We start from the raw sequence: 23,687 nt of genomic DNA, 5'->3' as shown, positions 1-23,687 counted from the left end.
TTAATTACAATAACTTTTCGGCAACTTCTAACCAAGAATTAACACGTTCAAATCCAATTGTGTTAACATTGTGTGGTGAGGTAAATTGAAGACCGCGACCATCAAAATTTTCAAGGTTATAACTTCTATCATCAATCAATACATCGCCTCTTAATATATGCTTGTGTCCGCAGAGAATAATATTCTGCCAAGGTATAAACGGAAAGTGTTCGTTTAACCAGTCGCTTTTTTCTTCTAATGAATTTGGAAACTGCATTGCTGCTGAGGCTATGTATAATTCGTGGGCATCATTAATTTTGGTAAGTACTTCTATACTGTGTTCTATTGGTCTAAGGTTTCTAAAAAAGCCCCTTCTAGTAGCGTGTTTGCGAACATTTTCTTGATGTGCCTCTGGTACCATTTTCCATACTTCATTACCCATACAAATTTTTGTGGTTAGATTTCCATCAAATTCTTGATTGTAAATGTCTATGTGAGCACCGTATGTATCGGCAATCACTTCGTCCATGTCTACAAATATTTTCATGCCGGATAATTTTTTATAAAAATAAAAACCCTTGCTTTTAAACAAGGGTTTTCTATAGTGATTTAATGTTTAATTAATATCTGTAGTACTCAGGTTTATATGGACCTTCAACCGTAACACCAATATAAGATGCTTGGTCTGGCTTAAGTTCTGTAAGCTCGGCACCTAATCGAGATAAGTGTAAAGCAGCAACTTTTTCATCTAAATGTTTTGGCAACATATAAACTTCGTTTTTGTAATTGTCACTGTTTTTCCACAATTCAATTTGTGCTAATGTTTGGTTTGTAAAAGAGTTGCTCATTACAAAACTAGGATGCCCTGTTGCACAACCTAAATTTACCAAACGACCTTCGGCTAAGATAATAATGTCCTTACCATTAATAGTGTACTTGTCTACTTGTGGCTTAATTTCATCTTTGGTATTACCGTGTTTTCCATTTAACCAAGTCATATCTATCTCATTGTCAAAATGACCAATATTACATACGATAGCTTTGTCTTTTAGTGCCTCAAAATGTTCAGCACGGATAATATCTTTATTTCCTGTAGTAGTGATAACGATATCAGCATTGCCAATTACTGTTTCTAATTTCTTAACCTCAAAACCTTCCATACATGCTTGTAGTGCACAAATTGGGTCAATTTCAGTTACAGTTACAATAGCTCCAGCACCTGCGAAAGAAGCTGCGGTACCTTTACCAACATCTCCATATCCGCAAACAACAACACGTTTACCAGCAAGCATGGTATCAGTTGCTCTACGAATAGCATCAACTGCACTCTCGCGACAACCATATTTATTATCGAATTTCGATTTAGTAACCGAATCATTAACATTTATAGCTGGCATAGGTAATGTTCCATTTTTAACACGCTCATACAAACGGTGAACACCAGTTGTAGTTTCTTCAGACAGACCTTTTATTGCTTTTGCTAATTCAGGATAATCATCTAAAACCATATTGGTAAGATCACCACCGTCATCTAAAATCATATTTAGCGGTTCGCGTTTTTCACCAAAAAATAAGGTTTGTTCTATACACCAATTAAATTCTTCCTCATTCATACCTTTCCAAGCATAAACAGGCACGCCAGTTGCAGCAATTGCTGCCGCAGCATGATCTTGGGTAGAAAATATATTACAAGAGCTCCAAGTAACATCTGCTCCTAAAGCAACTAATGTTTCAATTAAAACAGCAGTTTGTATGGTCATATGTAAACATCCTGCTATTCGCGCTCCCTTAAGAGGTTGTTCTTCTTTATACTCCTCACGAAGTGACATTAAACCAGGCATTTCAGCTTCAGCTAAATCAATTTCTTTTCTTCCCCAATCTGCTAAGGAGATATCTTTAACCTTATAAGGTACATAACTAACTGTTTCCGTGCTCATATTCTTTTTTCTTTTTACTTTCGTTCGAAGGCTGTTTTTAGCCTGTTTACAGTCGCGAAGGTACGAATTAGATACAAATTACTATGCCTCTTTACAAAACTATAACGATCAACTCTGCTACAATTCTTCATATTTGGAAGGTTGAAGAATCGGAAGTTGATCTGGCTAAATCAATAGACCTGACGATAAAATGTCAAAATAGAATGGTAGGAATGAAATCTGAAATGCATCGAAGAGGATTTCTAAGTATACGACATTTATTAGCTATTGAAGGATATGAGGATAAAGATCTCATGTATGATCCAAATGGTAAGCCTCATTTGAAAGATGGTAAAAAAATATCTATTACCCATTCTAACAATTTTACTGGTATTATTATTAGTGATACAACAGAAGTAGGAATAGATGTTGAATTACAGCGAGATAAAATACTGCGAATTGCACATAAATTCACGCCTATTGCGGAATATAAGACTATTGCTAATTCTGATGCATTAATTCGAAAGTTAACCATAGTTTGGGGAGCTAAAGAGTCATTGTATAAGATTTATGCACAACCTGGACTCAGTTTTTTGCGACATATTGACGTTAAAGATTTTTCTATGGACGACAATGAAACTACAGGTGAGATTCTTTATTTGGGAAAATCATCTAATTATGATATTTCATTTTTAGAATTCGAAGGTTTTACCTTGGTTTATGCTATTGATAATAATTAAAGGAGAGTAAAAAGGAAAGAGAGCTAGTGATGAAAAAATATCCATTGTAGAAAAATAATAGTTTTAACGAACAACGAACAACGAACAACGAACAACGAACAACGAACAACGAACAACCATGAACATATCTGTAGAGCTTACTTTTTCACCATTACAAGATGATTTTGAAATTCATATCATAAATTTTATAAAGAAACTTCGAGAATCTGGACTTACAATTTTAGAGAATCCATTAAGTACTCAGGTATTTGGTAGCTATGATGCTGTTATGAGTGTTTTGAATTCTGAAATAAAAACCTCATTTGAATTAATGGACAAGGGATTGTTGTATATGAAAATTGTAAAATCTGACCGAAGCGAATATGAACCAAATTTTTGATTTCTTTTTAGACGCTTATCGTGGTAAGGAGACTTATATTATAATATTAGAAGCCATTGTTTTTGTTACTGGTATTATGAGTGTTTGGTATGCTAAAAAAGAAGATATTTTAGTATATCCTACAGGATTGATTGCCACAGTAATTACTGTATATCTATTCTATAGAGACAGATTACTTGGTGATATGATGATGAATTTTTACTGGTCTGCTATGAGTATCTATGGCTGGTGGAATTGGTCTCGAAAAAAGGAAGACAAGAAAATTGTTCAGATTTCGCGTACCAGTTTTAATGAAAAATTAATTGGAGTTGCTCTATTTATTGGAACGATGTGCATAAATTATGGCGTTTACAAAATATTTGGAAATGAAATAGACCCGTCTAACTATATAGATATAGTTACTTCGGGCATGTTTTTTACTGCTATGTGGTATATGGCGATCAAGAAATTGGAGAATTGGACACTTTGGATAATTGCCGACTTAATTACAATTCCCTTATATGCCTATCGCGGTTGGGGTATGCTCTCATTTCAATATATTATATTTACAATATTAGCCATTCAGGCCTATTTTGCATGGAGAAAAAGTTTAGACAAGAAGCTACAGATATAATTAAAATTGTTTTATTCGGACCAGAGTCTACCGGTAAAACAACATTATCTGAACAGTTAGCAAGACATTATCATACTGTTTGGGTACCCGAGTATGCGCGAGAATATTTACAAGACAAATGGAATAATGAACGAAAGACTTGCGAGCCCCATGATTTGTTACCAATAGCAGAAGGTCAAATGAAATTGGAGAATGAGTTAGCAAAAAAGGCAACCGATGTACTTATTTGTGATACAGATTTACTAGAAACCAAAGTGTATTCCGAGGCTTATTATATTGGAGAATGTGATCCCATTCTCGAAAAACATGCTTTAGAAAATGAATACGACTTATACTTGCTAACGTATATAGATGTGCCATGGGTTGGTGATGATCTTCGAGACAAACCTAATGAACGCGAGTATATGTTTAATTTTTTTAAAGAAACATTAGAAAAATATAATCGAAAATTCATTACTTTAAAGGGGGACAAAAAAAATCGTTTAAAAACTGCAATAGAAGAGATTGATAAATTATTATAGCACAAATGAGATTAACTGAAACAGATCAACAATTATTAGAACAAAAAGGAATTTCAAAAGATAAGGTATTAGACCAAATCGAAACTTTTAGAGACGGAATACCATTTGTGAACTTACGAAGTGCCGCAATTGTAAATGAAGGTATTTTAAAATTTACAGTTGAAGAAGAGCAAGCTCTTATTCAGAATTTTGAATCTAATAGACAGCATAAATCCCTTTTAAAATTTGTACCCGCTTCTGGCGCAGCGTCTAGAATGTTTAAGTCTTTGTTTAATTTTTTAGATAATTATAATGCTGCAGAAGAAGATTTTGATACCTATGTAAGTAGAACTGATGATAGCGCCATGCAAAAATTTGCAGACGGCTTAACAGATTTTCCATTTTATGATTTGGTAAAAAATAAAATTGGAAATCTATCAACTTCAAAAGGGGAAGAGGTGTATGCCTTTGTTAACGAGATGATGTCCGAAAATGCATTAAACTATGGTTTCTTTCCAAAAGGATTACTTCCTTTTCATAAATATGGAAGTCACGCTGCAACTCCCTTTGAAGAGCATTTGAATGAGTCTGTTGCCTATGCTAGTGCAAATGGGTTGGCTAACCTGCATTTTACTATCTCAGAGCAACATGATGCTATGTTCGCTAAGGAATATGAGCAATCTAATGGGAATATTACTAAAGCAACCGGCACAAAATTCAATGTAAGTTATTCGAATCAAAAACCTGCAACAGATACAATAGCAGTAGATTTAGATGATAAACCTTTTAGAAATGCTGATGGGTCATTATTATTTAGACCTGGCGGTCATGGAGCTTTAATAGAGAATTTGAATGATCAGGACGCTGATATAATTTTTATTAAAAATATAGATAATGTCGCTGTATCTAAATATGCAGATGACATTGCTGAAAGTAATAAAATACTAGCAGGACAATTAATTAAGGTACAAGAAAAAGCCTTTGTTTATGCCAAAGCCATTGACGAAGATTCTGTGAGTGCTGCGGATACAATTGAAATAAAAGAGTTTATTGAAAACGAATTGAACGCCTATTTTTTAGATTCTTATGAAGATTTTAGTCTTTCTGAGCAACTTCTTGTATTAAAAGATAAATTGAACAGACCAATACGAGTTTGTGGTATGGTTAAAAATGAAGGAGAGCCAGGTGGCGGACCATTTTGGATTATCGATGCTAAAAACCATGTTTCCTTACAAATTATAGAATCAGCACAAATAGATATGTCTAATTCAAGACAAGTTGATATACTTAAGAATTCAACACACTTTAATCCGGTTGATTTAATTTGTGGAGTTCGAAATTATAAAGGTGATAAATTCAACTTATTAAATTTTGTAGATCCTAAGCAAGGTTTTATTGCTCAGAAAACAAAAGATGGTAAAGATTTAAAGGCTTTAGAATTACCCGGACTTTGGAATGGTGCGATGGCTTTTTGGAATACTATATTCGTTGAGGTGCCATTAATAACTTTTAATCCCGTTAAAACCGTTAATGATTTATTGAAACCTGCTCATCAGGTTGGTTAATATTTTTATCAAATTTTTTTAAAAGAAAAGTGTGTAAACCTTACACACTTTTCTTGTTTATTACACATCAATACACATTCTTTGTTTGTTTCAAAATAAATGTATATTTCTGATATTCACACTTTTACAACAATTTTTTCACTTTAAAATCTGTTGGCATCATTTTCCCATATATGAAAGTGATTATCAAAACAAATAAAAATTTTAATAAAACAGAAAATGAAAAAATTAGTATTAGTATCAGTTATGTCTCTAGGTAGTCTAACTGCATTTGCACAAGAAGTAGTTGCTGAAGAAGTAGCAACAGAAGTTGTAGCTGAAGAAGCTACGATAGATGCAACAGAGGCTATTGAAGCTGCTGCTGAATCAGCTCAAGAGGCTACAGAAGAAGCAACTGAGGTTGTTGCTGAAGAGGCTGTTGAAGTTCAGGAAGGTTTTAACGAAGTTGCATTAGAAGAAGTTCCTGAAGCCGTTACTACTGCATTAGAAGCTGCTCACCCAGGAGCGACTATTTCAAAGGCTTTCACTAACGAAAGTTCTCAGTACAAATTAGAAGTTGCTACAGCTGATGGAGAAACTGCTGAATTATATGCAGACGCTGAAGGTAACTGGATAGAAATGTAAGCTATTAGCTTTCGTTTAACTTGTTACAATACAAAATTAGCCTCCGCAATGCGGGGGCTTTTTTTTGGTAGTTATAAGACTTAATTATTTATTGTAGCTAAATAGTCTAAGATTGGGGTTTATGCGTATATTTTATACGCTTTTGGGGCATAAGTATACACTTTTACACAGTCTTCCTTTTGTTTATTTTGCGTAAAACACTGTAAATCAGTATAATAAAATATTAGTCAACTTTGGTATTATATTTTCTATAGGTATTAAGAGTATAATTATAAAATTAAAGAATCATGAAAAAAATAATTTTTGTTTTAGCATTGAGTATGGGAACTATGACAGCTTTCGCTCAAGACGAAGTAACTGAGCAAGCAACAGAAACTGCTGTTGAGGCTACTGAGGCTATTGATGAATCAGATGTAGTTGCTACACAAGACAATTTCTCTGAAATCGCTGCTGAAGAATTACCAGAAGCTGTTACTGAGGCTGTATCAAAAAACTACCCTACTGCTAGCATAGATAAGGCTTATATAAATGAGTCTAAGCAATACAAATTAGAAGTATCTCTAGAAGATGGTACTGCTGGTACTTTGTATGCTGATGATAATGGAAACTGGATTGAAATGTAATAACTTGAGTTATTTGTTTTGTATCAAGTTGGTTTGGTCAGAAAGGGGTTGCAACAGCAACCCCTTTCTATATTTAATAGTGTTATCATTTTTGCCATAAACATCTTATGGAATCATATGTTCTAAGAAAAGGATAAATTGAAATTAATTTTACTTTGTATTTCAACATTTCTGCTTATTTAAGGTCTTCATAATGAGTATTTAAGCCTTTTTTGTTTTTAATCGATTATTACTACTTTTTAGTATTATTTTAAGTACATGACAGCTTTCTTGGGTTATATTTACGTACATAAGTAAACCTAAGAAGTTTTATGCCAAACATCTTGATAATTGAAGACGACACTGCCTTCTGCCAAATGCTTCAAAAGTTTTTGACTAGAAAAGGGTATGATGTGGATACTAGTTACACCGCACCCGATGCTAAATCGAAAATTGAAGAAACTAATTTTGATGTTATTCTTACTGATTTACGACTTCCCGATTATGATGGAATTCAGTTATTAACTGAAATAAAAGCTAAAAACAATAGGGCACAGGTTGTTTTAATGACTGGTTATGCTGAGGTAGGAACTGCTGTAAAGGCTATGAAACAAGGAGCTTACGATTATATATCTAAACCCTTTACCCCAGATGATATTTTAAAAGTTGTAGAATCGGCATTAAAAGTTAATATACAGGAACAAGATTCTTTAAATACTACCTCTAACAAAGCTGTTGAATCTGAGGTTAAAAGGAAGATTACTTCTAATAATGGTGCTGTGGTTTCAGGAGTTAGTGAAGCTTCTAAAACTTTAGAAGAATATATTAAGCTAGTAGCTCCAACTAATATGTCCGTGCTAATTACTGGTGAAAGTGGTACTGGAAAAGAAGTTACAGCAAAAGCTATACATGATAATAGTGCACGAAGTAATTTTAAATTTATAGCTGTAGATTGTGGTGCTATACCTAAAGAATTGGCGGCTAGTGAATTTTTTGGACATATAAAGGGTAGTTTTACAGGAGCTATTTCCGATAAGATTGGAAATTTTGAAGCTGCTAATGGAGGGACTCTTTTCTTAGATGAAGTAGGAAACCTTTCTTATGATAATCAAGTGCATTTACTTAGAGCTTTACAAGAGCGAAAAATAAAAAAAGTAGGTAGTACTAATGAAGTTGCTGTAGATGTAAGAATAATTACAGCCACTAATGAAGATTTAAATGATGCAGTTGATAATGGAACTTTTCGTGAAGATTTATACCATAGATTAAATGAATTTTCAATTCAAATCCCTTCTTTAGAAGAACGTTTTGAAGACCTCATGTTGTTTGCCGATCGTTTTTTAGGGGAAGCAAATGAAAATTTAAATAAAAATGTTCATGGCTTTTCAACCGAAGTGTGGGATGCTTTTCAAAATTATCAGTGGCCTGGAAATTTAAGAGAACTCAAAAACGTTGTAAAACGAGCGGTATTATTAACTACTGGAGATGAAATTTTGCTAAGTGCTTTGCCTAAAGAAGTCGTGAATCCTGCTGCTAAAGATTCCGTCGTTGAAAATTTCTCGAAAGCTGAGTTTGAAAAGGACCGGATATTAAAGGCATTGAAAAAAACAAATTTTAATAAATCAAAAGCTGCTAAGTTATTGCAGGTTACTCGTAAAACTCTATATAATAAAATTAACCACTATAAGCTTGATCTTTAAACAAGCGTCGTTTTAACGCTTTAGCAAGAATGCCAACATTTTCTTTTAAAGTCTTCAAATCTTTCTGAAGTGTATAACTATTAGTCGATGATTCCTTTAAAAGCTCAAGTCTTTCTAAAATAGGAATAACAGAATTTACTTTTAACTGTCTAAACATTGGTAGCATACGATGTGCTACATGGTTTATTTGTTTTTGATCTAAGCTATTTATAGTTTCTTCTAACAGGCGCATATTGGTTTCTGTGTCCATTAAAAAGGTGACCAAAACTTCATTAATTGCATCTTCGTTTTCTCCTAAAAAAGAGTATATGAAATCTAGACTATAGGGTTCTTTAATAGTGCTATCGGAATTAGCAGTTGATTCTATTGGCTTTTTATCTTCTGATGATTGGGTCTCAATACCCATTAATTTTAGAACCGTAATTAATTCTTGTTTAGAAAATGGTTTTTTAATTACTTCTGCAAAACCAATTGAAGTATAAGCATCCTTTTCTAAATCTCTACGACCTGTCATGGCAATGATAGGTTGTTTACTGTAGTGTTTGTAATCACCAGATTTTAATTTGTGAAGTACCTCAAAACCGGTAATTTGAGGCATTTGAATATCTGTTAATACTATGTCATAAGCTAAATGAGAATCTTTCTCAATTTGTAAAAAGTTAGTAAAAGTATGGGCTGTTATTTTCATGCTTTCGGCCAATTCCTTTAGCATGTGAAGTAACGCAGTGTCATCATCAATAATTAGCATACGTAACTTCGGAGCTAAGTATGGTGTCTCTCTAGTAGACTTTTTGAGCTCATTCGTTAATTCTAAAGGCAGTTCCAATTTAAATGTACTTCCTTTATTAACGGTACTTTCTAGACCTAATGACCCTTCTAGTAATTCAGCTAATTTTTTCGATATTGTTAAGCCTAGTCCATGCCCACCATATTTTTTATCGGTATTGGACTCCGCTTGAGAAAACTCCTTGAATATTAATTCTTGTTTTTCTTTAGGGATGCCAATTCCTGTATCAGTCACTTCAATTTGTAAGGTCTTGTTTTTTCCTTTTTTCGAAACTGTTTTGGCATTAATCTCAATAAAACCTTCTTCGGTAAACTTGTACGCATTTCCAATTAAATTTGTTAGAATCTGACGTATCCTAAAAGGATCACCTAAATATGTTTTTTGTAGATTTTCATCAAGAATTAAATTTAATTTTAAATTTTTATTCTTATATATTTCTTGAAGGTTTTCAGCTGTTTCTTGAATTAAATGAGCTGCTATAAAAGGTACTTTTTCAATATTGAGCTTTCCAGCTTCTAGTTTGGAAAAATCTAAAAGATCATTGACTAGGTTGTCTACATATGCCGATGCAGATTTTACATTTTTGATGTACTCACTTTGCTTAGAAGTTAAGTCGGTATTATCCATTAAATCTGCATAGCCACTTATAGTATTTAAGGGCGTACGTAAATCATGACTTACAGTAGATATTAATTGTTCTCTACTACGTAAAAGAGATTCGGAATACTTTTTCTCTTTTTCTAATTGACGCTGGTAGGTTTGTATTTTCCAAAAATCCCTATTAATTAAAAACGAAAATATTCCTACTATAATAAATGCAAGAATAGCGGCCATTCCTGCCCAACGTATACTACGTCGTAAAGCTGCTTTTTTTGCGAGACTTTCTGAATAGGAATCTATTATGATGTCCTGTTCGAAATTCGAAATAATTTCTTGCAATTGCTGGGTAATTTCTTGATCGTTTCTAGTTATCTGTATTTCTTTTTGTGCTAACGAGCGTTGTGTCTTAGTACTTTCTTTAAGCGCTTTCTCTAGAATAAGTTTAGACTCCTTTAGGATAGAATCTATATATGCTGCATTTTCACTACCATCGGTATTTGTAGGCGAGTTTTTACTTAATAGTGCAGCATATTCTCGAAGCGATTTTTGCAAATTAGGAGAAAACTGATCAAATTTTGAAAATAGATTTTCAGCAGAAAATTTTCCATAAGATTCTTCAATCTTATCTATTTCTTTTAAGGCGGTTTCAATGGAATTATTACCATTGTTTTTTGAACTCAATATTATTAGCTCATTGTTGTTTGCTACTTTTTGTTCTAGTAGCGTAATAACACTATCAAGCTTAAGTTTTTGTTCTTCGTTATTGGTAAACGATTTTAAAGTGTCTATTTCGCTGTATATGGAATCAATTTTTTGCGCATAGGCATCAAAATTCTCAGTAGATTTTGTTTGTAAAGCTAACTTGGATAGACTTTCTGCTTCGTAAAGTTTAGTTACCAATACTCCCGTTTTTAAGAGCTTATGGTCGTTTTTACTTACGGTATCTTCAGCTAAGAAAACTTGAACTTCGGAATAAATAAAGTACCCGGCAACGATTGCTAGTACCCCTAGTACGAGATAACTAAAAACAATCTTTGGATTAAACTTATTATTTATTTCATTACTCATACGTTGCTTACTTCTCTAAGTCTTAAAGATATACGAATATAAGGGTGCGAGAGTTTATATGCATGTTAAAATTATTATACAATTTGTTTATGAAAACTAAATATTGCGACTTACATTTGCCGCATCTCAAAGGGGTGCTGTAAAAAGCTGAGATTATACCCAATGAACCTGGGCAGGTAATGCTGCCAAGGAATGCGTAGTTTATCGCGCTGTTTGGAATTTTTTTATCGTTCTTAATTGAACAAACAATCATTATTAATTTAGAATAATAGCCCCTTTTATTCGTCACTATAAATGTAGTACGAATGAAAACTATTGTCACAACGTTAGCCTTAGTTGGCTTAACAATGGCCTCACAGGCCCAAGAACAACCTGCCGATTCTTTAGTAGGAAAAAAAATTGCACTAGACGAAGTCTTTGTCTCCGCAATTAGAGCCACTTCAGAATCTCCGGTAACTTTTACCAATTTTACAAAAGAGCAAATCGCTCCGCGAAACTTAGGGCAAGATATCCCTATTTTAATGAACTTTTTGCCTTCTGTAGTTACCACCTCAGATGCTGGTGCTGGAGTAGGTTATACCGGTATTCGAGTTAGAGGTAGTGATGCCACTCGGGTAAATGTCACTATTAATGGGATTCCTTATAATGATTCTGAGTCGCATGGTACATTTTGGGTAAATATGCCCGATTTTGCGTCATCAACTGAAAACTTGCAATTACAACGAGGGGTTGGTACATCAACAAATGGAGCGGGGGCCTTTGGTGCTAGTCTAAACATTTTAACAGATGCAACTTCTGAAGATGCTTTTGGACAGATTTCATCATCAATAGGTAGTTTCAATACGCTTAGAAATAGTCTTAAATTTAGCACAGGTTTACTGAATGAGCATATTGAAATTTCGGGCCGTTTGTCTCGTATAACTTCAGATGGTTATGTTGATCGTGCTTCATCAAAATTAGATTCTTATTTCTTACAAGGTACTTTTAAAGATGATAAAAATCTTTTTAAAGCCTTACTTTTTGGAGGACATGAAATTACTTATCAGTCTTGGAATGGTATTGATGCTGAAACTTTACTAACAGATAGAACCTTCAATTCTGCCGGAATTTATACCGATGAAAATGGTAATACACAATATCATAATAACGAAGTGGATGACTATAAACAGAACCATGCTCAATTATTATACAATAGAAAATTAACTGAAAATTGGAATACAAATATTGCTTTGCATTACACGCGTGGACGTGGTTTTTTTGAACAATATAAAGAAGATGACGATTTTTCAACTTATGGTATTCAACCTATAAATGCTGATGCTCAAGAAATTAATACAACCGATTTAATTCGAAGACGTTGGCTTAATAATCATTTTTATGGCACTGTTTTTTCAGCTAATTACAAGAATGAGAAGCTAGATTTTGTTTTAGGTGGTGGATGGAATAAGTATGAAGGCGATCACTACGGTGAAATTATTTGGGCTAGATTTTCTAACAATCGCAACTATTTGGATCGTTATTACGATGATAGTTCTGTGAAAACCGACTTTAATATTTTTGCGAAAGCTAATTATCAACTAAATAATAAATGGAACGTGTATGGTGATTTGCAATACAGAACGGTTGGGTATACGGCTAATGGAGAAGATACCGGTATTGTAGATGATACTTTTAATTTTTTCAATCCAAAGGCCGGGGTAACCTTTGATGTAAATACAAATAGTAATTTATATTTCTCATATGCCGTTGCTAATAGAGAGCCGAATAGAAATGATTATGAAAGCGGTAGTCCTAAACCTGAAAAATTAGATGATTTTGAACTTGGTTGGCGCTATATTACATCAGATGTGAAGCTTAGTACAAATGTTTATTATATGAAGTACGTTGATCAATTAGTGCTTACTGGTGAGCTAAATGATGTTGGAGCACCATTAAGAGCTAATGTGGGCGATAGTTACAGAATTGGTTTAGAAATAGATGCTAGTATTGCGCTAGGAAAATATGTTAAATGGCAACCGAATTTAGCTCTAAGTACAAATAAGAACAAAGATTTTTATTTTGAGCGCGATGGAGTGTTACAAAATCTTGGAAATACCAATATTTCCTTTTCACCAAATGTAATTGTTGGTAATCAGATTTCATATTCTCCAACAAATGAATTGCAATTGTCGTTTTTAACTAAATATGTTGGTAAGCAGTATATGGGTAATATCGATGCAGAATCGTCGACTTTAAGCGCCTATTCACAATCGGATATCAATGTTAGTTATGAAATTCCAATGAATTCGTTCGCTAAAAGTATTGTGTTATCTGGTTTGATAAATAATATATTCAATGCTGAATATGAATCGAATGGATATTTCTATACCTACGATGATGATTTTTCAGTACCGGGTACGATAACCACTATTGAAGGAGCAGGTTATTATCCCCAAGCAGGTATAAACTTTTTGTTGGGTGCGAGCATCCTTTTTTAAGGGTATATCATAATTGAATAGTTAAGGGGCAATCTTATTTATAGATTGCCCCTTTATCATTCAAATATTCTGTTATTTTTGTTAAGCTCAGCAATTTTGAAAAACCAACTTAATGAAAACCTTACCTATTTTTCGTGTATTTGTTTTAACGACGGCATTTTTGTCTACAATTATTTCATGTGATACTAAACCACAAAAACCAAAAGAAGTTCCCATAACTATTATTGAAGACTCAGTTTTAGGAATTGAAAATGCAAAGAAAGTTCGAGAAATTACACCAGCTGTAGTTGCAGACGGATTAGAACTTACGCTATGGGCTTCCGATTCTTTAGCTCCAGATCCAGTAGCAATGTCTGTAGATGATAAGGGTGCTATTTATTTGACGCGGACCAATCGGCAGAAAAATTCAGAATTTGATATTCGTGGATATCGCGATTGGATGACACCATCAATAAGCTTTGAAACTGTAGCGGATAGACGCGCTTTTTTGCATAAAACTTTTGCTCCCGAAAAGAGTGAGGAAAACTCATGGCTTAAAGATTTAAATAATGATACCATTCATGACTGGCATGATCTTGCTGTTGAAAAAGATGAAATATGGAAACTCGAAGATGTTAATGGAAATGGAATTGCAGATGTTTCCACTAGAATACTAGAAGATTTTAATGAAGAAATTACTGATGTTGCGGGTGCATTATTAGTGCGAGAAAATGATGTTTTTGTAGGGGTTGGGCCAGATATGTGGCGCTTAACAGATACAAATGACGATCAAATACTTGATGAAAAAGTGTCTATTGCGCATGGCTTTGCAATTCATATAGGGTTTGGAGGTCATGGTATGTCCGGAGTAATTGAAGGTCCAGATGGTAAAATCTATTGGGGAATTGGCGATATCGGAATGAACCTTACGACAGATGAAGGTGTGCATCATAAATATCCGAACCAAGGTGTAATTGTACGATCAAATCCTGATGGTTCAGATTTTGAGGTTTTTGCGGCTGGACTAAGAAATACGCATGAGTTTGTTTTTGATGAATATGGAAATATTATAACTGCTGATAATGATGGTGACCATCGTGGTGAAAGTGAGCGCCTAGTATATATTGTTGAAGGACATGATGCCGGATGGAGAGCTAACTGGCAATATGGAAAATATACGGATCCTAAAAACAATGGTTATAATGTTTGGATGGACGAAAAAATGTACATGCCTCGCTGGGAAGGACAAGCTGCATATTTTTTGCCTCCGATTCAGAATTTTCATAATGGCCCAACAGGAATGGTGTATAATCCTGGAACTGCTTTGGGAAAAGAATGGCAGAATAAGTTTTTCTTGACCGAATTTGTTGGAAATCCGGGTCGTTCTCATATATGGGCATTTGATTTAGAACCGAGCGGTGCTTCTTTTGAATTAAAATCTGAACAAGATGTTGTAAGCGGCATTTTACCAACAGGAATTCGTTTTGGACCAGATGGTGCTCTTTATGTTGCAGATTGGATTAATGGTTGGAACACAAAAGATTATGGTCGTGTTTGGAAAATGGATGTTGCTAAAACTAAAAATGACTTAAAAGCGGAACGTGAGAAGACTAAAGAATTAATGACACTAGATTATGCTTCGCAATCTGAAGAGGAACTTAAAAACCTTCTAAATTATGGTGATATGCGAATTCGTCAGAAAGCACAATTCGAGCTAGTTGTTCGTGGTGATAAAGGAGTTAACGTGTTTCAAGAAAGTGTTTCTCAGAAAGAAAATCAATTAGCAAGAGTTCATGGGATATGGGGATTAGGACAATTGGGATGGAAAGATGTAGAGGTCACAGAACCACTTTTTGAACTACTAAAAGATTCGGATATAGAAATAGTAGCGCAAGCCGCTAAAATTTTGGGTGATGTTAAAAATGAAAAAGCTGGTGAATTATTAATTCCATTGTTAAAAAGTGAAAGTGCTAGAGTTCAGTTTTTTGCTGCTCAGGCCTTAGGTAGAATAAAATATTCCAAAGCTGTACAACCAATTTTGGATATGTTAAGGTCCAATGCTGATGAAGACAATTATTTGCGTCATGCAGGTGTTTTGGCCTTAAGTAGAATAGGGGATGTAGATTCAATTACTGCACTAATTCAAAATGAAAATAGAAGTTTAAGAATTGCTGCTGTTTTGGTATTACGTAGATTGCAAAGTCCAAAAGTTGCAGAATTTTTGAATGATAAGGATGAATATATTGTTGCAGAAGCAGCAAGAGCTATAAATGATGATTGGTCTATTGAAACTGCAATGCCGGCTTTGGCGGAAACTTTAGTTAATGTTGATTTTACATCAGAACCTTTGCTTCGAAGAGCTATAAATGCAGCGCTAAGAGTTGGACGTGAGAGCGATTTAGATAATTTAATTTCCTTTACGCAACGAAAAAATGTTTCAAGTATACTTAGAGGGGAAGCCTTGGCTGCGATTTCAAATTGGACCAAGCCTTCAGTCTTAGATAGAGTGGATGGTCGTAGACGTGCTGATATTTCTAGAGAGGCTGCCATTGTTCAGCAGAAAGTTGAAGCGGTTATTCCTGAATTTCTTAAAAGCAAAGATCCCGAGATTCTTGTATCGACTGCAAAAATATTAGGGGCTATTAATATAAGTTCTTTTAATAATGAATTGAAGGCATTGTTGAAAAACAATAAATCATCAAAGGTGCGAGTTGCTGCATTACAAGCATTAGGTAGCCTTAACGCTGATAACATTAAAGATGTAATGGCGCAAGGTATGAAAGATAAAAGCACGGAAGTACGTGTTGTAGCAGTAGATATGTTGTCTAAAATTGATGTGCCTCCTAATGATATACCTGGTATTGTAAAACCAATTTTTAAAAATGGATCTGCTAGAGAACAACAGAGTATGTTAGGTGTTTTGGCTGAGATGCCAATTGCTAAAAGTGAACCCGTTTTAAGCGCTATGATTGATCAAGCTGTAAATAAAAGTATTTCACCTAATGTAATTCTTGATTTAATGGAGGCTGTGGAATCAACTAAATCAGAAACTCTAATTGCTCAGCTCGATAAATTAAAAGCTGCAGGCTATAGTGTTGATGCTTATCAGGAAACTCTTTATGGTGGTAACTGGCGTGCGGGTAATAGGTATTTTAATAATAGCCTTTCTGGACAATGTGTACGTTGTCACTCGTTAGAGGGTCAAGGTGGTCAAGTAGGACCACCATTAGATGGCATTGCCGATATTTTAAGTCGCGAGCAAATTTTAGAAGCATTGATTAATCCAAGTGCACGACTCTCCCCAGGATATGGTAATGTAACTTTAACTTTAAAAGATGGTCAGCAAGTGACGGGACTTTTGGAAGAAGAAACACATGATGAATTAATACTTAGAACTTCTGATGCAGAACCATTAGAAGTAGCAATATCAAGAATAGCTAAGCGTGAGAATATGACATCAAGTATGCCTGCTATGGGTAGAATAATGTCCAAAAGGGAACTTCGCGATCTTATTGAATTTTTATCTAGTTTAAAAAATAGGCCTTCGAGCTAATCAAAATATAAATTGTAAATAATGAAAAATACTTCTAAAACTATTCGTTGGGGGATAATTGGTTGTGGCGATGTTACTGAAGTAAAAAGTGGTCCTGCTTACCAAAAAACAGAGGGGTTTGAAATAGTTGCGGTGATGCGTAGGGATGCTGAAAAGGCTGCCGATTATGCTAAAAGGCATGGTATAGCTAAATATTATTCTAATGCTGATGAGCTTATTGCCGATAAAGAAGTTGATGCTGTTTATATAGCTACACCACCTGACTCGCATAGAGAATATGCATTAAAAGTTGCTGCTAGTGGAAAGCCTTGTTGTGTTGAAAAACCAATGGCGCCTAGTTATGCAGAAAGCCTTGAAGTTTATGAAGCCTTTAAGAAAAAAAAACTACCTCTTTTTGTTGCTTATTACCGCCGTTCATTACCACGCTTTCTTGCCGTAAAACAATGGTTGGTTGATAAAAAAATTGGTGATGTAAGACACATTCGATGGATGCTCACAAAAGACCCATCGGAGGTTGATTTAAGTGGTGCGTATAATTGGCGTACAGATGCTAAAGTAGCACCAGGTGGTTATTTTGATGATTTAGCTTCGCATGGCTTAGATCTTTTTATTTATTATTTAGGTGATGTTTCAAAAGCCAACGGTATTTCATTAAACCAACAAGGTTTGTACACTGCAAAAGATGCTATTACGGGAACTTGGTTGCATGAAAATGGAATAACCGGAGAAGCTACATGGAATTTTGGATGCGACCGTAGAGAAGATTTAGTTGAGATTTATGGTAGTAAAGGAAAGATTTCCTTTTCAGTTTTTGGAGATGATGATATTGTTTTAGAAAATGAAAATGGCATTCAAAAAGAATTTATTGAACACCCAAAACATGTACAGCAATTTCATGTTGAAAATTTAGCAAAAGACTTATTTGAAAACATAAAACATCCGTCTACAGGTAAAACTGCGTTGCACGGAAGTTGGGTAATGGATTCTATTTTAGGGAATATTTAATTACTAATAATAACAGAATTTCCGCTTTGTACTGCACGATATTCTAATAAGTTATAGTAGCGATTACCATCATCGGGTACTAAAAATTGTTGCCCAGTAAATAAACTGTATTCATAATCATCACATGCACAAATTGCGTTTTGACCATCAATCTCCATTTTAGAACAACTGTTCGGTGGGTGATTTGGGCAAGTTGCTTCGAATGCTCGAAACTGATCAAAACCTGCATTAATAACAAATACACCTCTATTGCCTACACCTTGTAATCCAACATAAACGGGACTTCCAGGATTGGTTAATGGACTATATAATGGCAAGCTTAGATTAAGATCGAAGCGAAAACCTATTTCTTGTATGTACGGATTTCGTTCTGTTCGGTCACTATCACAGGATAGTACTAGAAATAGTAAGAAAAGACCAATAATTCGTTTCATAAGTTGTTCTTCGTTTAGGAATTCATGGACAAATTTGAGTAAAAAATACGTATATTCGCTATATATCCTCTCTAAAAAACCAAGGAAGGCCTTGGGGAAATAGGGGGTTTTGCTTTTTAGAACTTCTTGAATCAAAATTAGAATTAAATTCAAGAAGTTATACACTATATAAACGAAGAACTTATGAGCAACGTATCTTACTATACTGCTGAGGGACTTAAAAAATTAAAAGAAGAGCTGCGTCAATTGAAAGATATTGAACGTCCAAAGGCTTCACAAGCGATAGCAGAAGCCCGCGATAAAGGTGATTTATCTGAAAATGCGGAATATGATGCTGCTAAAGAAGCACAAGGTCTTTTAGAATTAAAAATATCTAAACTTGAAGACGTACATGCTAATGCAAGACTTATTGATGAATCGCAACTAGATACTTCTAAAGTACTTGTGCTGTCTACTGTAAAATTGAAAAATCAAACCAACGGTATGGAAATGAAATATACTTTGGTTGCGGAAAGTGAAGCTGATTTAAAAACAGGTAAAATTTCTGTTAATTCTCCGATTGGTAAAGGTTTGCTAGGTAAAAAGGTTGGTGATACCGCTGAAATTACAGTGCCAAACGGAACCCTTAAATTCGATATCTTAGAAATTACTAGATCCTAATTATATTCAAATGCCTAGTCTTTTTACTAAAATAATAAATGGAGAAATTCCCTGCTATAAGATAGCAGAAGACGATAATTTCTTTGCCTTTTTAGATATTAATCCAAATGCGAAAGGGCATACCCTTTGCATACCTAAAAAGGAAGTAGATAGACTATTAGATTTAGATGAGGAAACTTATATGGGGCTAATGGCTTTTTCAAGAAAAATTGGTCTCGCAATTGAAGCTGCGGTACCCTGCCAACGTGTAGGTATGACTGTAATTGGTTTAGAGGTGCCCCATGTACATGTGCACTTAATTCCGCTTACCACAATGGCAAATGCTACTTTTCAGAAGAAAGTAAGTTTATCTAAAGAAGAGTTTGAGGAAGTTGCAATGGCTATTCGGGCTAAAATTCAATAATGCCTTGTGTGAAAATATAAATCACACCAGCCACCAAGGCAATCAAAAAAAGAATTAGTCCATAAAAAAGACCAGTATATTTTACTGAGGCTTTTTCAGGCGTCACCATTTTTCGTTTATAATCGAAAATACGTTCAATGTCTGGTGTCCAATCTACAGGGTAAATAAATGAATCACATGTTTTACATTGTACTTGGTGCGTTACCTCATTAGTTACTTTATGAAATAATTTGCTATACCGGTGTTTCTGATAGAATGTTAGTTTCATATCTTGATTAAAACACTGTGGGCAATTATTAGTAATAACCGATTCTTGTATAACCTCTAGTCTTTCTTGTGCCATAACGCTAGCTATACATTTGCTATTTTAAATGAAATCTGCATAATTGTTCCCTCTTTATTAGACGAAAGTACTTTAATTTTTCCTTTGTGGTATTCTTCTATTATTCTTTTTACTAGGGAGAGACCTAGTCCCCAACCTCTTTTTTTGGTCGTAAAACCTGGATTAAATATACTTTGGTAATCACTTTTGGAAATCCCCGAACCCGAATCTGCTACATGTATTTTAACATAATTATTATCAACTACAATTTCAATTGCAATATTTCCTTTACCACGCATGGCATCAATTCCATTTTTAACGAGGTTTTCTATAGTCCAGTTATATAGTGATGGGTTCATCAGTACAGGCACATCATTAACCTTTGAAGTAAAAGAAAAATTAATCAATTTCGAACTCCTTAACTTAAGATAGTCATAGGCGTTTTTAGTCTCTTCAACAATATTATATTCTTCAAGTTTTGGGGTAGATCCTATTTTGGAAAAGCGTTCCGTTATAGTTTCGAGTCTAGTAATATCTTTTTCAATTTCTTTGGTAATATCCTGATTTATATTTTCGGCTTTGAGTAGTTCATTCCAACCTAAAAGTGAAGATAGCGGTGTTCCTATTTGATGGGCCGTTTCTTTGGCCATACCAGCCCATAATTTATTTTGTTCTGAAGCTTTGTTGGTTTTGAAAAAGAAAAATATCATGGCGCCAAACAAACAAATAATTAATAATAAGGCAATTGGATAATATTTTAATTTATTTAAAACCTCTGAATTTCCATAGTATAAAGTAGCCAACTGTTCTACATTATCGCCAATGGCAATTGGGGTATTTTGACCTTCGAATTCTATTATTTTTTGCTGAATATATAACGAATCATTTTCGTGTTCTTCTGGAAAATTATTAACCTTTATAGACCCGTCTTTATTAATTAAAATCATCGGAGTAGACGTGTTCTTTTGAAAAACAAAAATTGGAAGATTACCAATTTCTGCATCAGCTGGCATCGACTGTAGTTCGTACTGCGCAGCGGCCCAAATTTCCATTTTAAAGCGCTCTTCTTCTTTAAATTTTTTAAAGAAACTGTTCGTATTCCAGAGAATTAAACTAACTATAACGAAAGCCGTTATTAGTAAGATTATATTAGTGGTTTTCTTTTCTGGAGTGAAATTCATCAACGCAATTTAGTGCTTGTTAAAGATAGCGCATTTTATACAAATTTGATTTTGCCTCTTGTTGAAGTATATTTCTTTTGATGCTAGGTTAGAGTGTATTTTAATTCGGCTTTATTCATTTTTTGCAAAATATATTCGAGCTAATTTTAAGAAGAAAAAGGTGGCATTATTGTATCGAATAAGTTCTTAACTTGATTTTAACCCAAAAGTTAGTTGTATACTTAAAGATTTAACGCAAATAAAAAATAAATTATTCAATCATAATTGATAGAAATAGATTGTGATATTAGGTAGAATAATAAGAATTTAGGTGCTTTTCTTATCGGCTTGCTAAATAGTTAGTTAATCTTAATAACTTAATGTGTTTATATTAGGTCGATTTCTACATAACTGGTATTTTTAAAAACTTTTTTAATTCGAATTCAGAATAATATTACGACATGGAAATTCAAGGCAAAATAAAATTAGTAGGTGAAACGCAAACTTTTGGAAATAATGGTTTTCGTAAAAGAGAGATTGTTATAACTACAGAAGAGCAATATCCTCAGCATATTATGGTAGAGTTTGTTCAAGATAAAACAGATCTTTTAAATGCATATCAAGCTGGTCAAGCAGTAAAGATTAGTATTAATCTTAGAGGTAGAGAATGGACTAACCCACAAGGAGAGGTAAAGTATTTTAACTCTATACAAGGATGGAGAATAGAAAACCTTCAAGCAGAACAAGCGAGTGGTTCTACGCCTCCACCAGCACCACCTATAGAAGCTTTTGAGCCAGCTAATGATTTAAACGAAGAAGAGCACGATGATCTTCCTTTTTAATTAGGAGATTAAAAGAATTATAATTTAGAAGTGATAACTTCAGAATAAAATTATAACCTTAATAAAGGCTGTAAAGCCCCGCCACAAAGCGGGGTTTTTGGTTTTGTATTATATTGTTATTATGTTTCGTTTAGCTCAGTTAACAGAAGAATTAATATTTCCGCCATTAGAGCGTGCTACCGACGATGGTTTGTTAGCCTATGGAGGTGATTTATCAGCCGAACGTTTGTTACTTGCCTATCGTAATGGAATTTTTCCTTGGTACGATAATAACTCACCGATTCTGTGGTGGAGTCCTGACCCTAGAATGGTTCTTTTTCCTAAGAAATTAAAGGTTTCGAAGAGTATGCGCAAAGTAATGGCTAGCAACACTTTTCAATTAACTAAGAATGTTTGTTTTGAAAAAGTAATTGAGCAATGCGCAACGGTAAAACGCGATGGACAGCAAGGCACATGGATAACTAAAGAGATGAAATCTGCATATATGAAACTCAATGCATTAGGGCATGCAATTTCTTATGAAGTATGGAGTGAAGATAAGCTTGTTGGTGGATTATATGGTATTGATTTAGGGCATGTGTTTTGTGGCGAGAGTATGTTTAGTTTAAAAAGTAATGCTTCTAAATTTGCTTTTATAAGCCTAGTTAAAGAACTTGATGCAAAAAATTATAAATTAATAGATTGTCAGGTATATACAAAACACTTAGAAACTTTAGGGGCTGAAGAAATAACTCGAGATAATTTTATGGCAATTGTAATTGGTAATTCTATAATTCAAAAATAGCCTTTTAAACCTTTAATTTTTTTCCATTGGCAGCCAAAAATTCCATCATCTCTTTTGGATTCTTAAGATAGTTTACTTGTTTTGAAACAGGTAATTCTTTAAAATTATCTTGATTTCCTGATATTGCTAAAGGTACTTTTGTTTTACTTTTTAAGATGTCGAGTTTAGAATTAACCCATTGTGGTCTTTTTAGTATAAAAAGCGAAAGTAAAAGTTGAGGTTCGGCAATTTCTATTACTTTTTCAATATTTTCTAGTGGAACTTTGGTGCCCAAATAATATACCCTCCAACCTAATTCTCTAGCAATATAATTAGCTAATAATAATCCTATTTCATGATCTTCATCTTCAAGTAAAAAAAGGATAATCTTGGGAGCTTCAGCCTTCGCTAATGGTAACTTTTCAATCGCAGCAAATATTTTTTGTCGAATTAAATTAGAAATAAAATGTTCTTGAGCTGGCATTGCTCTATGGGTTGTCCATAAAATGCCAATCTGATTTAAAAAGGGGTAAATAATCTCAGTTACCGTAGCCAAAAGACCTTTGTTTTTAATTACTCTGTCAATTGTTTTGTCGAAAGCGAGTTCATCCAATTCAATCATACTTATAATTAAAGCATTTATCTCATCAGACTGGTTTGAATCTATTAATATGGATGTTACCTTCTCATTAATTTCAATTTCGGTCATCTTATCAATTTTTGATATCCGATTTCCATTTCTAATTAAAATGCTAATGTTTAATAATTTTCGAAGTTGCGAATCCGTGTAGTATCTTATGTTTGTATCTGTTCTTTTAGGAATAATAAAATCATATCTGGTTTCCCATTTGCGTAATGTATGTGCATTTATGCCAGTTAAAGTGACAATCTCTGCCATTGAATATGATGCCATTTAGTTTCTTGTTTTATTAACGTTTGCGGCTTAAAACCTTTAATTATGGTTGTTTCCGTTTGTTTAATGGGTCTAAATATACAATTTTGTCTAAAAAATATAT

General features: G+C 33.9%; 22 protein-coding genes. 15 read left to right on the top strand and 7 right to left on the bottom strand.

All coding sequences use genetic code 11. The features are described from left to right. Positions 1-4: 4 nt before the first annotated feature. Positions 5-526 carry a 5' nucleotidase, NT5C type gene (locus UH7x_RS05565; RefSeq protein ID WP_482362731.1) on the bottom strand — a complete coding sequence of 174 codons (522 nt, stop codon included), beginning with the start codon at positions 524-526 and terminating at the stop codon, positions 5-7. 73 nt (positions 527-599) lie between these two features. After that, positions 600-1,916 carry an adenosylhomocysteinase gene (gene ahcY, locus UH7x_RS05560; protein WP_482362730.1) on the bottom strand — a complete coding sequence of 439 codons (1,317 nt, stop codon included), beginning with the start codon at positions 1,914-1,916 and terminating at the stop codon, positions 600-602. A gap of 83 nt (positions 1,917-1,999) precedes the next feature. On the opposite strand from ahcY, the gene UH7x_RS05555 reads away from it, so the two are divergent. From UH7x_RS05555 to UH7x_RS05520, 8 genes are all read left to right on the top strand, one after another. Next, positions 2,000-2,635 (top strand): 4'-phosphopantetheinyl transferase family protein, encoded by a 636-nt coding sequence (locus UH7x_RS05555; RefSeq protein WP_482362729.1) that lies wholly within the window; start codon positions 2,000-2,002, stop codon positions 2,633-2,635. A gap of 118 nt (positions 2,636-2,753) precedes the next feature. Then, complete coding sequence (locus UH7x_RS05550; RefSeq protein ID WP_482362728.1) at positions 2,754-3,014, top strand: hypothetical protein; 261 nt, start codon at positions 2,754-2,756, stop codon at positions 3,012-3,014. Continuing rightward, positions 2,998-3,627, top strand: a complete 630-nt coding sequence (gene pnuC / locus UH7x_RS05545) for a nicotinamide riboside transporter PnuC (protein WP_482362727.1) — start codon at positions 2,998-3,000, stop codon at positions 3,625-3,627. Before UH7x_RS05550 ends, pnuC begins: the two co-directional genes overlap by 17 nt. Further along, on the top strand, positions 3,591-4,148 hold the full coding sequence (locus UH7x_RS05540) for an AAA family ATPase (protein ID WP_482362726.1): 558 nt from the start codon (positions 3,591-3,593) through the stop codon (positions 4,146-4,148). Before pnuC ends, UH7x_RS05540 begins: the two co-directional genes overlap by 37 nt. 5 nt (positions 4,149-4,153) lie before the next feature. Further along, positions 4,154-5,692 (top strand): DUF4301 family protein, encoded by a 1,539-nt coding sequence (locus UH7x_RS05535; RefSeq protein WP_482362725.1) that lies wholly within the window; start codon positions 4,154-4,156, stop codon positions 5,690-5,692. Between the two features lie 219 nt (positions 5,693-5,911). After that, positions 5,912-6,316, top strand: coding sequence for a hypothetical protein (locus tag UH7x_RS05530; RefSeq protein WP_482362724.1), 405 nt, complete (start codon positions 5,912-5,914; stop codon positions 6,314-6,316). A 287-nt stretch (positions 6,317-6,603) separates the two neighbouring features. Continuing rightward, positions 6,604-6,939 carry a hypothetical protein gene (locus UH7x_RS05525; protein WP_482362723.1) on the top strand — a complete coding sequence of 112 codons (336 nt, stop codon included), beginning with the start codon at positions 6,604-6,606 and terminating at the stop codon, positions 6,937-6,939. 311 nt (positions 6,940-7,250) lie between these two features. Beyond that, complete coding sequence (locus UH7x_RS05520) at positions 7,251-8,618, top strand: sigma-54-dependent transcriptional regulator (RefSeq protein ID WP_482362722.1); 1,368 nt, start codon at positions 7,251-7,253, stop codon at positions 8,616-8,618. On the opposite strand, the gene UH7x_RS05515 is transcribed toward UH7x_RS05520, so the two are convergent. Further along, the gene (locus tag UH7x_RS05515; RefSeq protein ID WP_482362721.1) at positions 8,593-11,073 is read right to left on the bottom strand and encodes a hybrid sensor histidine kinase/response regulator; all 2,481 of its coding nucleotides are present in this window, start codon (positions 11,071-11,073) and stop codon (positions 8,593-8,595) included. The genes UH7x_RS05520 and UH7x_RS05515 overlap by 26 nt on opposite strands. 305 nt (positions 11,074-11,378) lie before the next feature. Here UH7x_RS05515 and UH7x_RS05510 point away from each other — a divergent pair, with 305 nt between their 5' ends. The 3 genes from UH7x_RS05510 (at position 11,379) to UH7x_RS05500 (ending at position 18,087) form a co-directional block, all read left to right on the top strand. Continuing rightward, positions 11,379-13,550, top strand: a complete 2,172-nt coding sequence (locus tag UH7x_RS05510; RefSeq protein ID WP_482362720.1) for a TonB-dependent receptor — start codon at positions 11,379-11,381, stop codon at positions 13,548-13,550. A gap of 112 nt (positions 13,551-13,662) precedes the next feature. Beyond that, positions 13,663-17,082 carry a HEAT repeat domain-containing protein gene (locus UH7x_RS05505; protein WP_482362719.1) on the top strand — a complete coding sequence of 1,140 codons (3,420 nt, stop codon included), beginning with the start codon at positions 13,663-13,665 and terminating at the stop codon, positions 17,080-17,082. A gap of 21 nt (positions 17,083-17,103) precedes the next feature. Further along, positions 17,104-18,087, top strand: a complete 984-nt coding sequence (locus UH7x_RS05500; protein ID WP_482362718.1) for a Gfo/Idh/MocA family protein — start codon at positions 17,104-17,106, stop codon at positions 18,085-18,087. On the opposite strand, the gene UH7x_RS05495 is transcribed toward UH7x_RS05500, so the two are convergent. Further along, a complete protein-coding gene (locus tag UH7x_RS05495; protein ID WP_482362717.1) occupies positions 18,084-18,521 on the bottom strand; it encodes a Rieske (2Fe-2S) protein in 438 nt (145 codons plus the stop codon). The genes UH7x_RS05500 and UH7x_RS05495 overlap by 4 nt on opposite strands. 183 nt (positions 18,522-18,704) lie before the next feature. Here UH7x_RS05495 and greA point away from each other — a divergent pair, with 183 nt between their 5' ends. Continuing rightward, positions 18,705-19,181 (top strand): transcription elongation factor GreA, encoded by a 477-nt coding sequence (gene greA, locus UH7x_RS05490; RefSeq protein WP_482362716.1) that lies wholly within the window; start codon positions 18,705-18,707, stop codon positions 19,179-19,181. Positions 19,182-19,191: 10 nt separating this feature from the next. Next, entirely contained in the window at positions 19,192-19,584 is a 393-nt protein-coding gene (locus tag UH7x_RS05485) for an HIT family protein (protein WP_482362715.1), read from the top strand. On the opposite strand, the gene UH7x_RS05480 is transcribed toward UH7x_RS05485, so the two are convergent. Both UH7x_RS05480 and UH7x_RS05475 read right to left on the bottom strand, forming a co-directional pair. Continuing rightward, positions 19,571-19,927: a hypothetical protein gene (locus UH7x_RS05480; RefSeq protein ID WP_482362714.1), complete on the bottom strand. Its 357-nt coding sequence runs from the start codon at positions 19,925-19,927 to the stop codon at positions 19,571-19,573. The two genes, UH7x_RS05485 and UH7x_RS05480, sit on opposite strands and share 14 nt — an antisense overlap. An 8-nt stretch (positions 19,928-19,935) precedes the next feature. Continuing rightward, a complete protein-coding gene (locus UH7x_RS05475) occupies positions 19,936-21,087 on the bottom strand; it encodes a sensor histidine kinase (RefSeq protein ID WP_482362713.1) in 1,152 nt (383 codons plus the stop codon). A 440-nt stretch (positions 21,088-21,527) separates the two neighbouring features. Here UH7x_RS05475 and UH7x_RS05470 point away from each other — a divergent pair, with 440 nt between their 5' ends. Both UH7x_RS05470 and aat read left to right on the top strand, forming a co-directional pair. Then, a complete protein-coding gene (locus tag UH7x_RS05470) occupies positions 21,528-21,908 on the top strand; it encodes a DUF3127 domain-containing protein (protein ID WP_482362712.1) in 381 nt (126 codons plus the stop codon). Between the two features lie 121 nt (positions 21,909-22,029). After that, positions 22,030-22,692, top strand: a complete 663-nt coding sequence (gene aat, locus UH7x_RS05465) for a leucyl/phenylalanyl-tRNA--protein transferase (protein WP_482362711.1) — start codon at positions 22,030-22,032, stop codon at positions 22,690-22,692. Between the two features lie 4 nt (positions 22,693-22,696). Here the strand turns inward: aat and UH7x_RS05460 are convergent, their stop codons facing one another. Beyond that, positions 22,697-23,584 carry a MerR family transcriptional regulator gene (locus tag UH7x_RS05460; RefSeq protein WP_482362710.1) on the bottom strand — a complete coding sequence of 296 codons (888 nt, stop codon included), beginning with the start codon at positions 23,582-23,584 and terminating at the stop codon, positions 22,697-22,699. Positions 23,585-23,687: the final 103 nt, after the last annotated feature.

This window comes from Aurantibacter sp. UH7 (assembly GCF_056839165.1).
The sequence above is the reverse complement of the archived record's forward strand: the minus strand, read 5'-3'. Positions and strand labels throughout refer to the sequence as shown.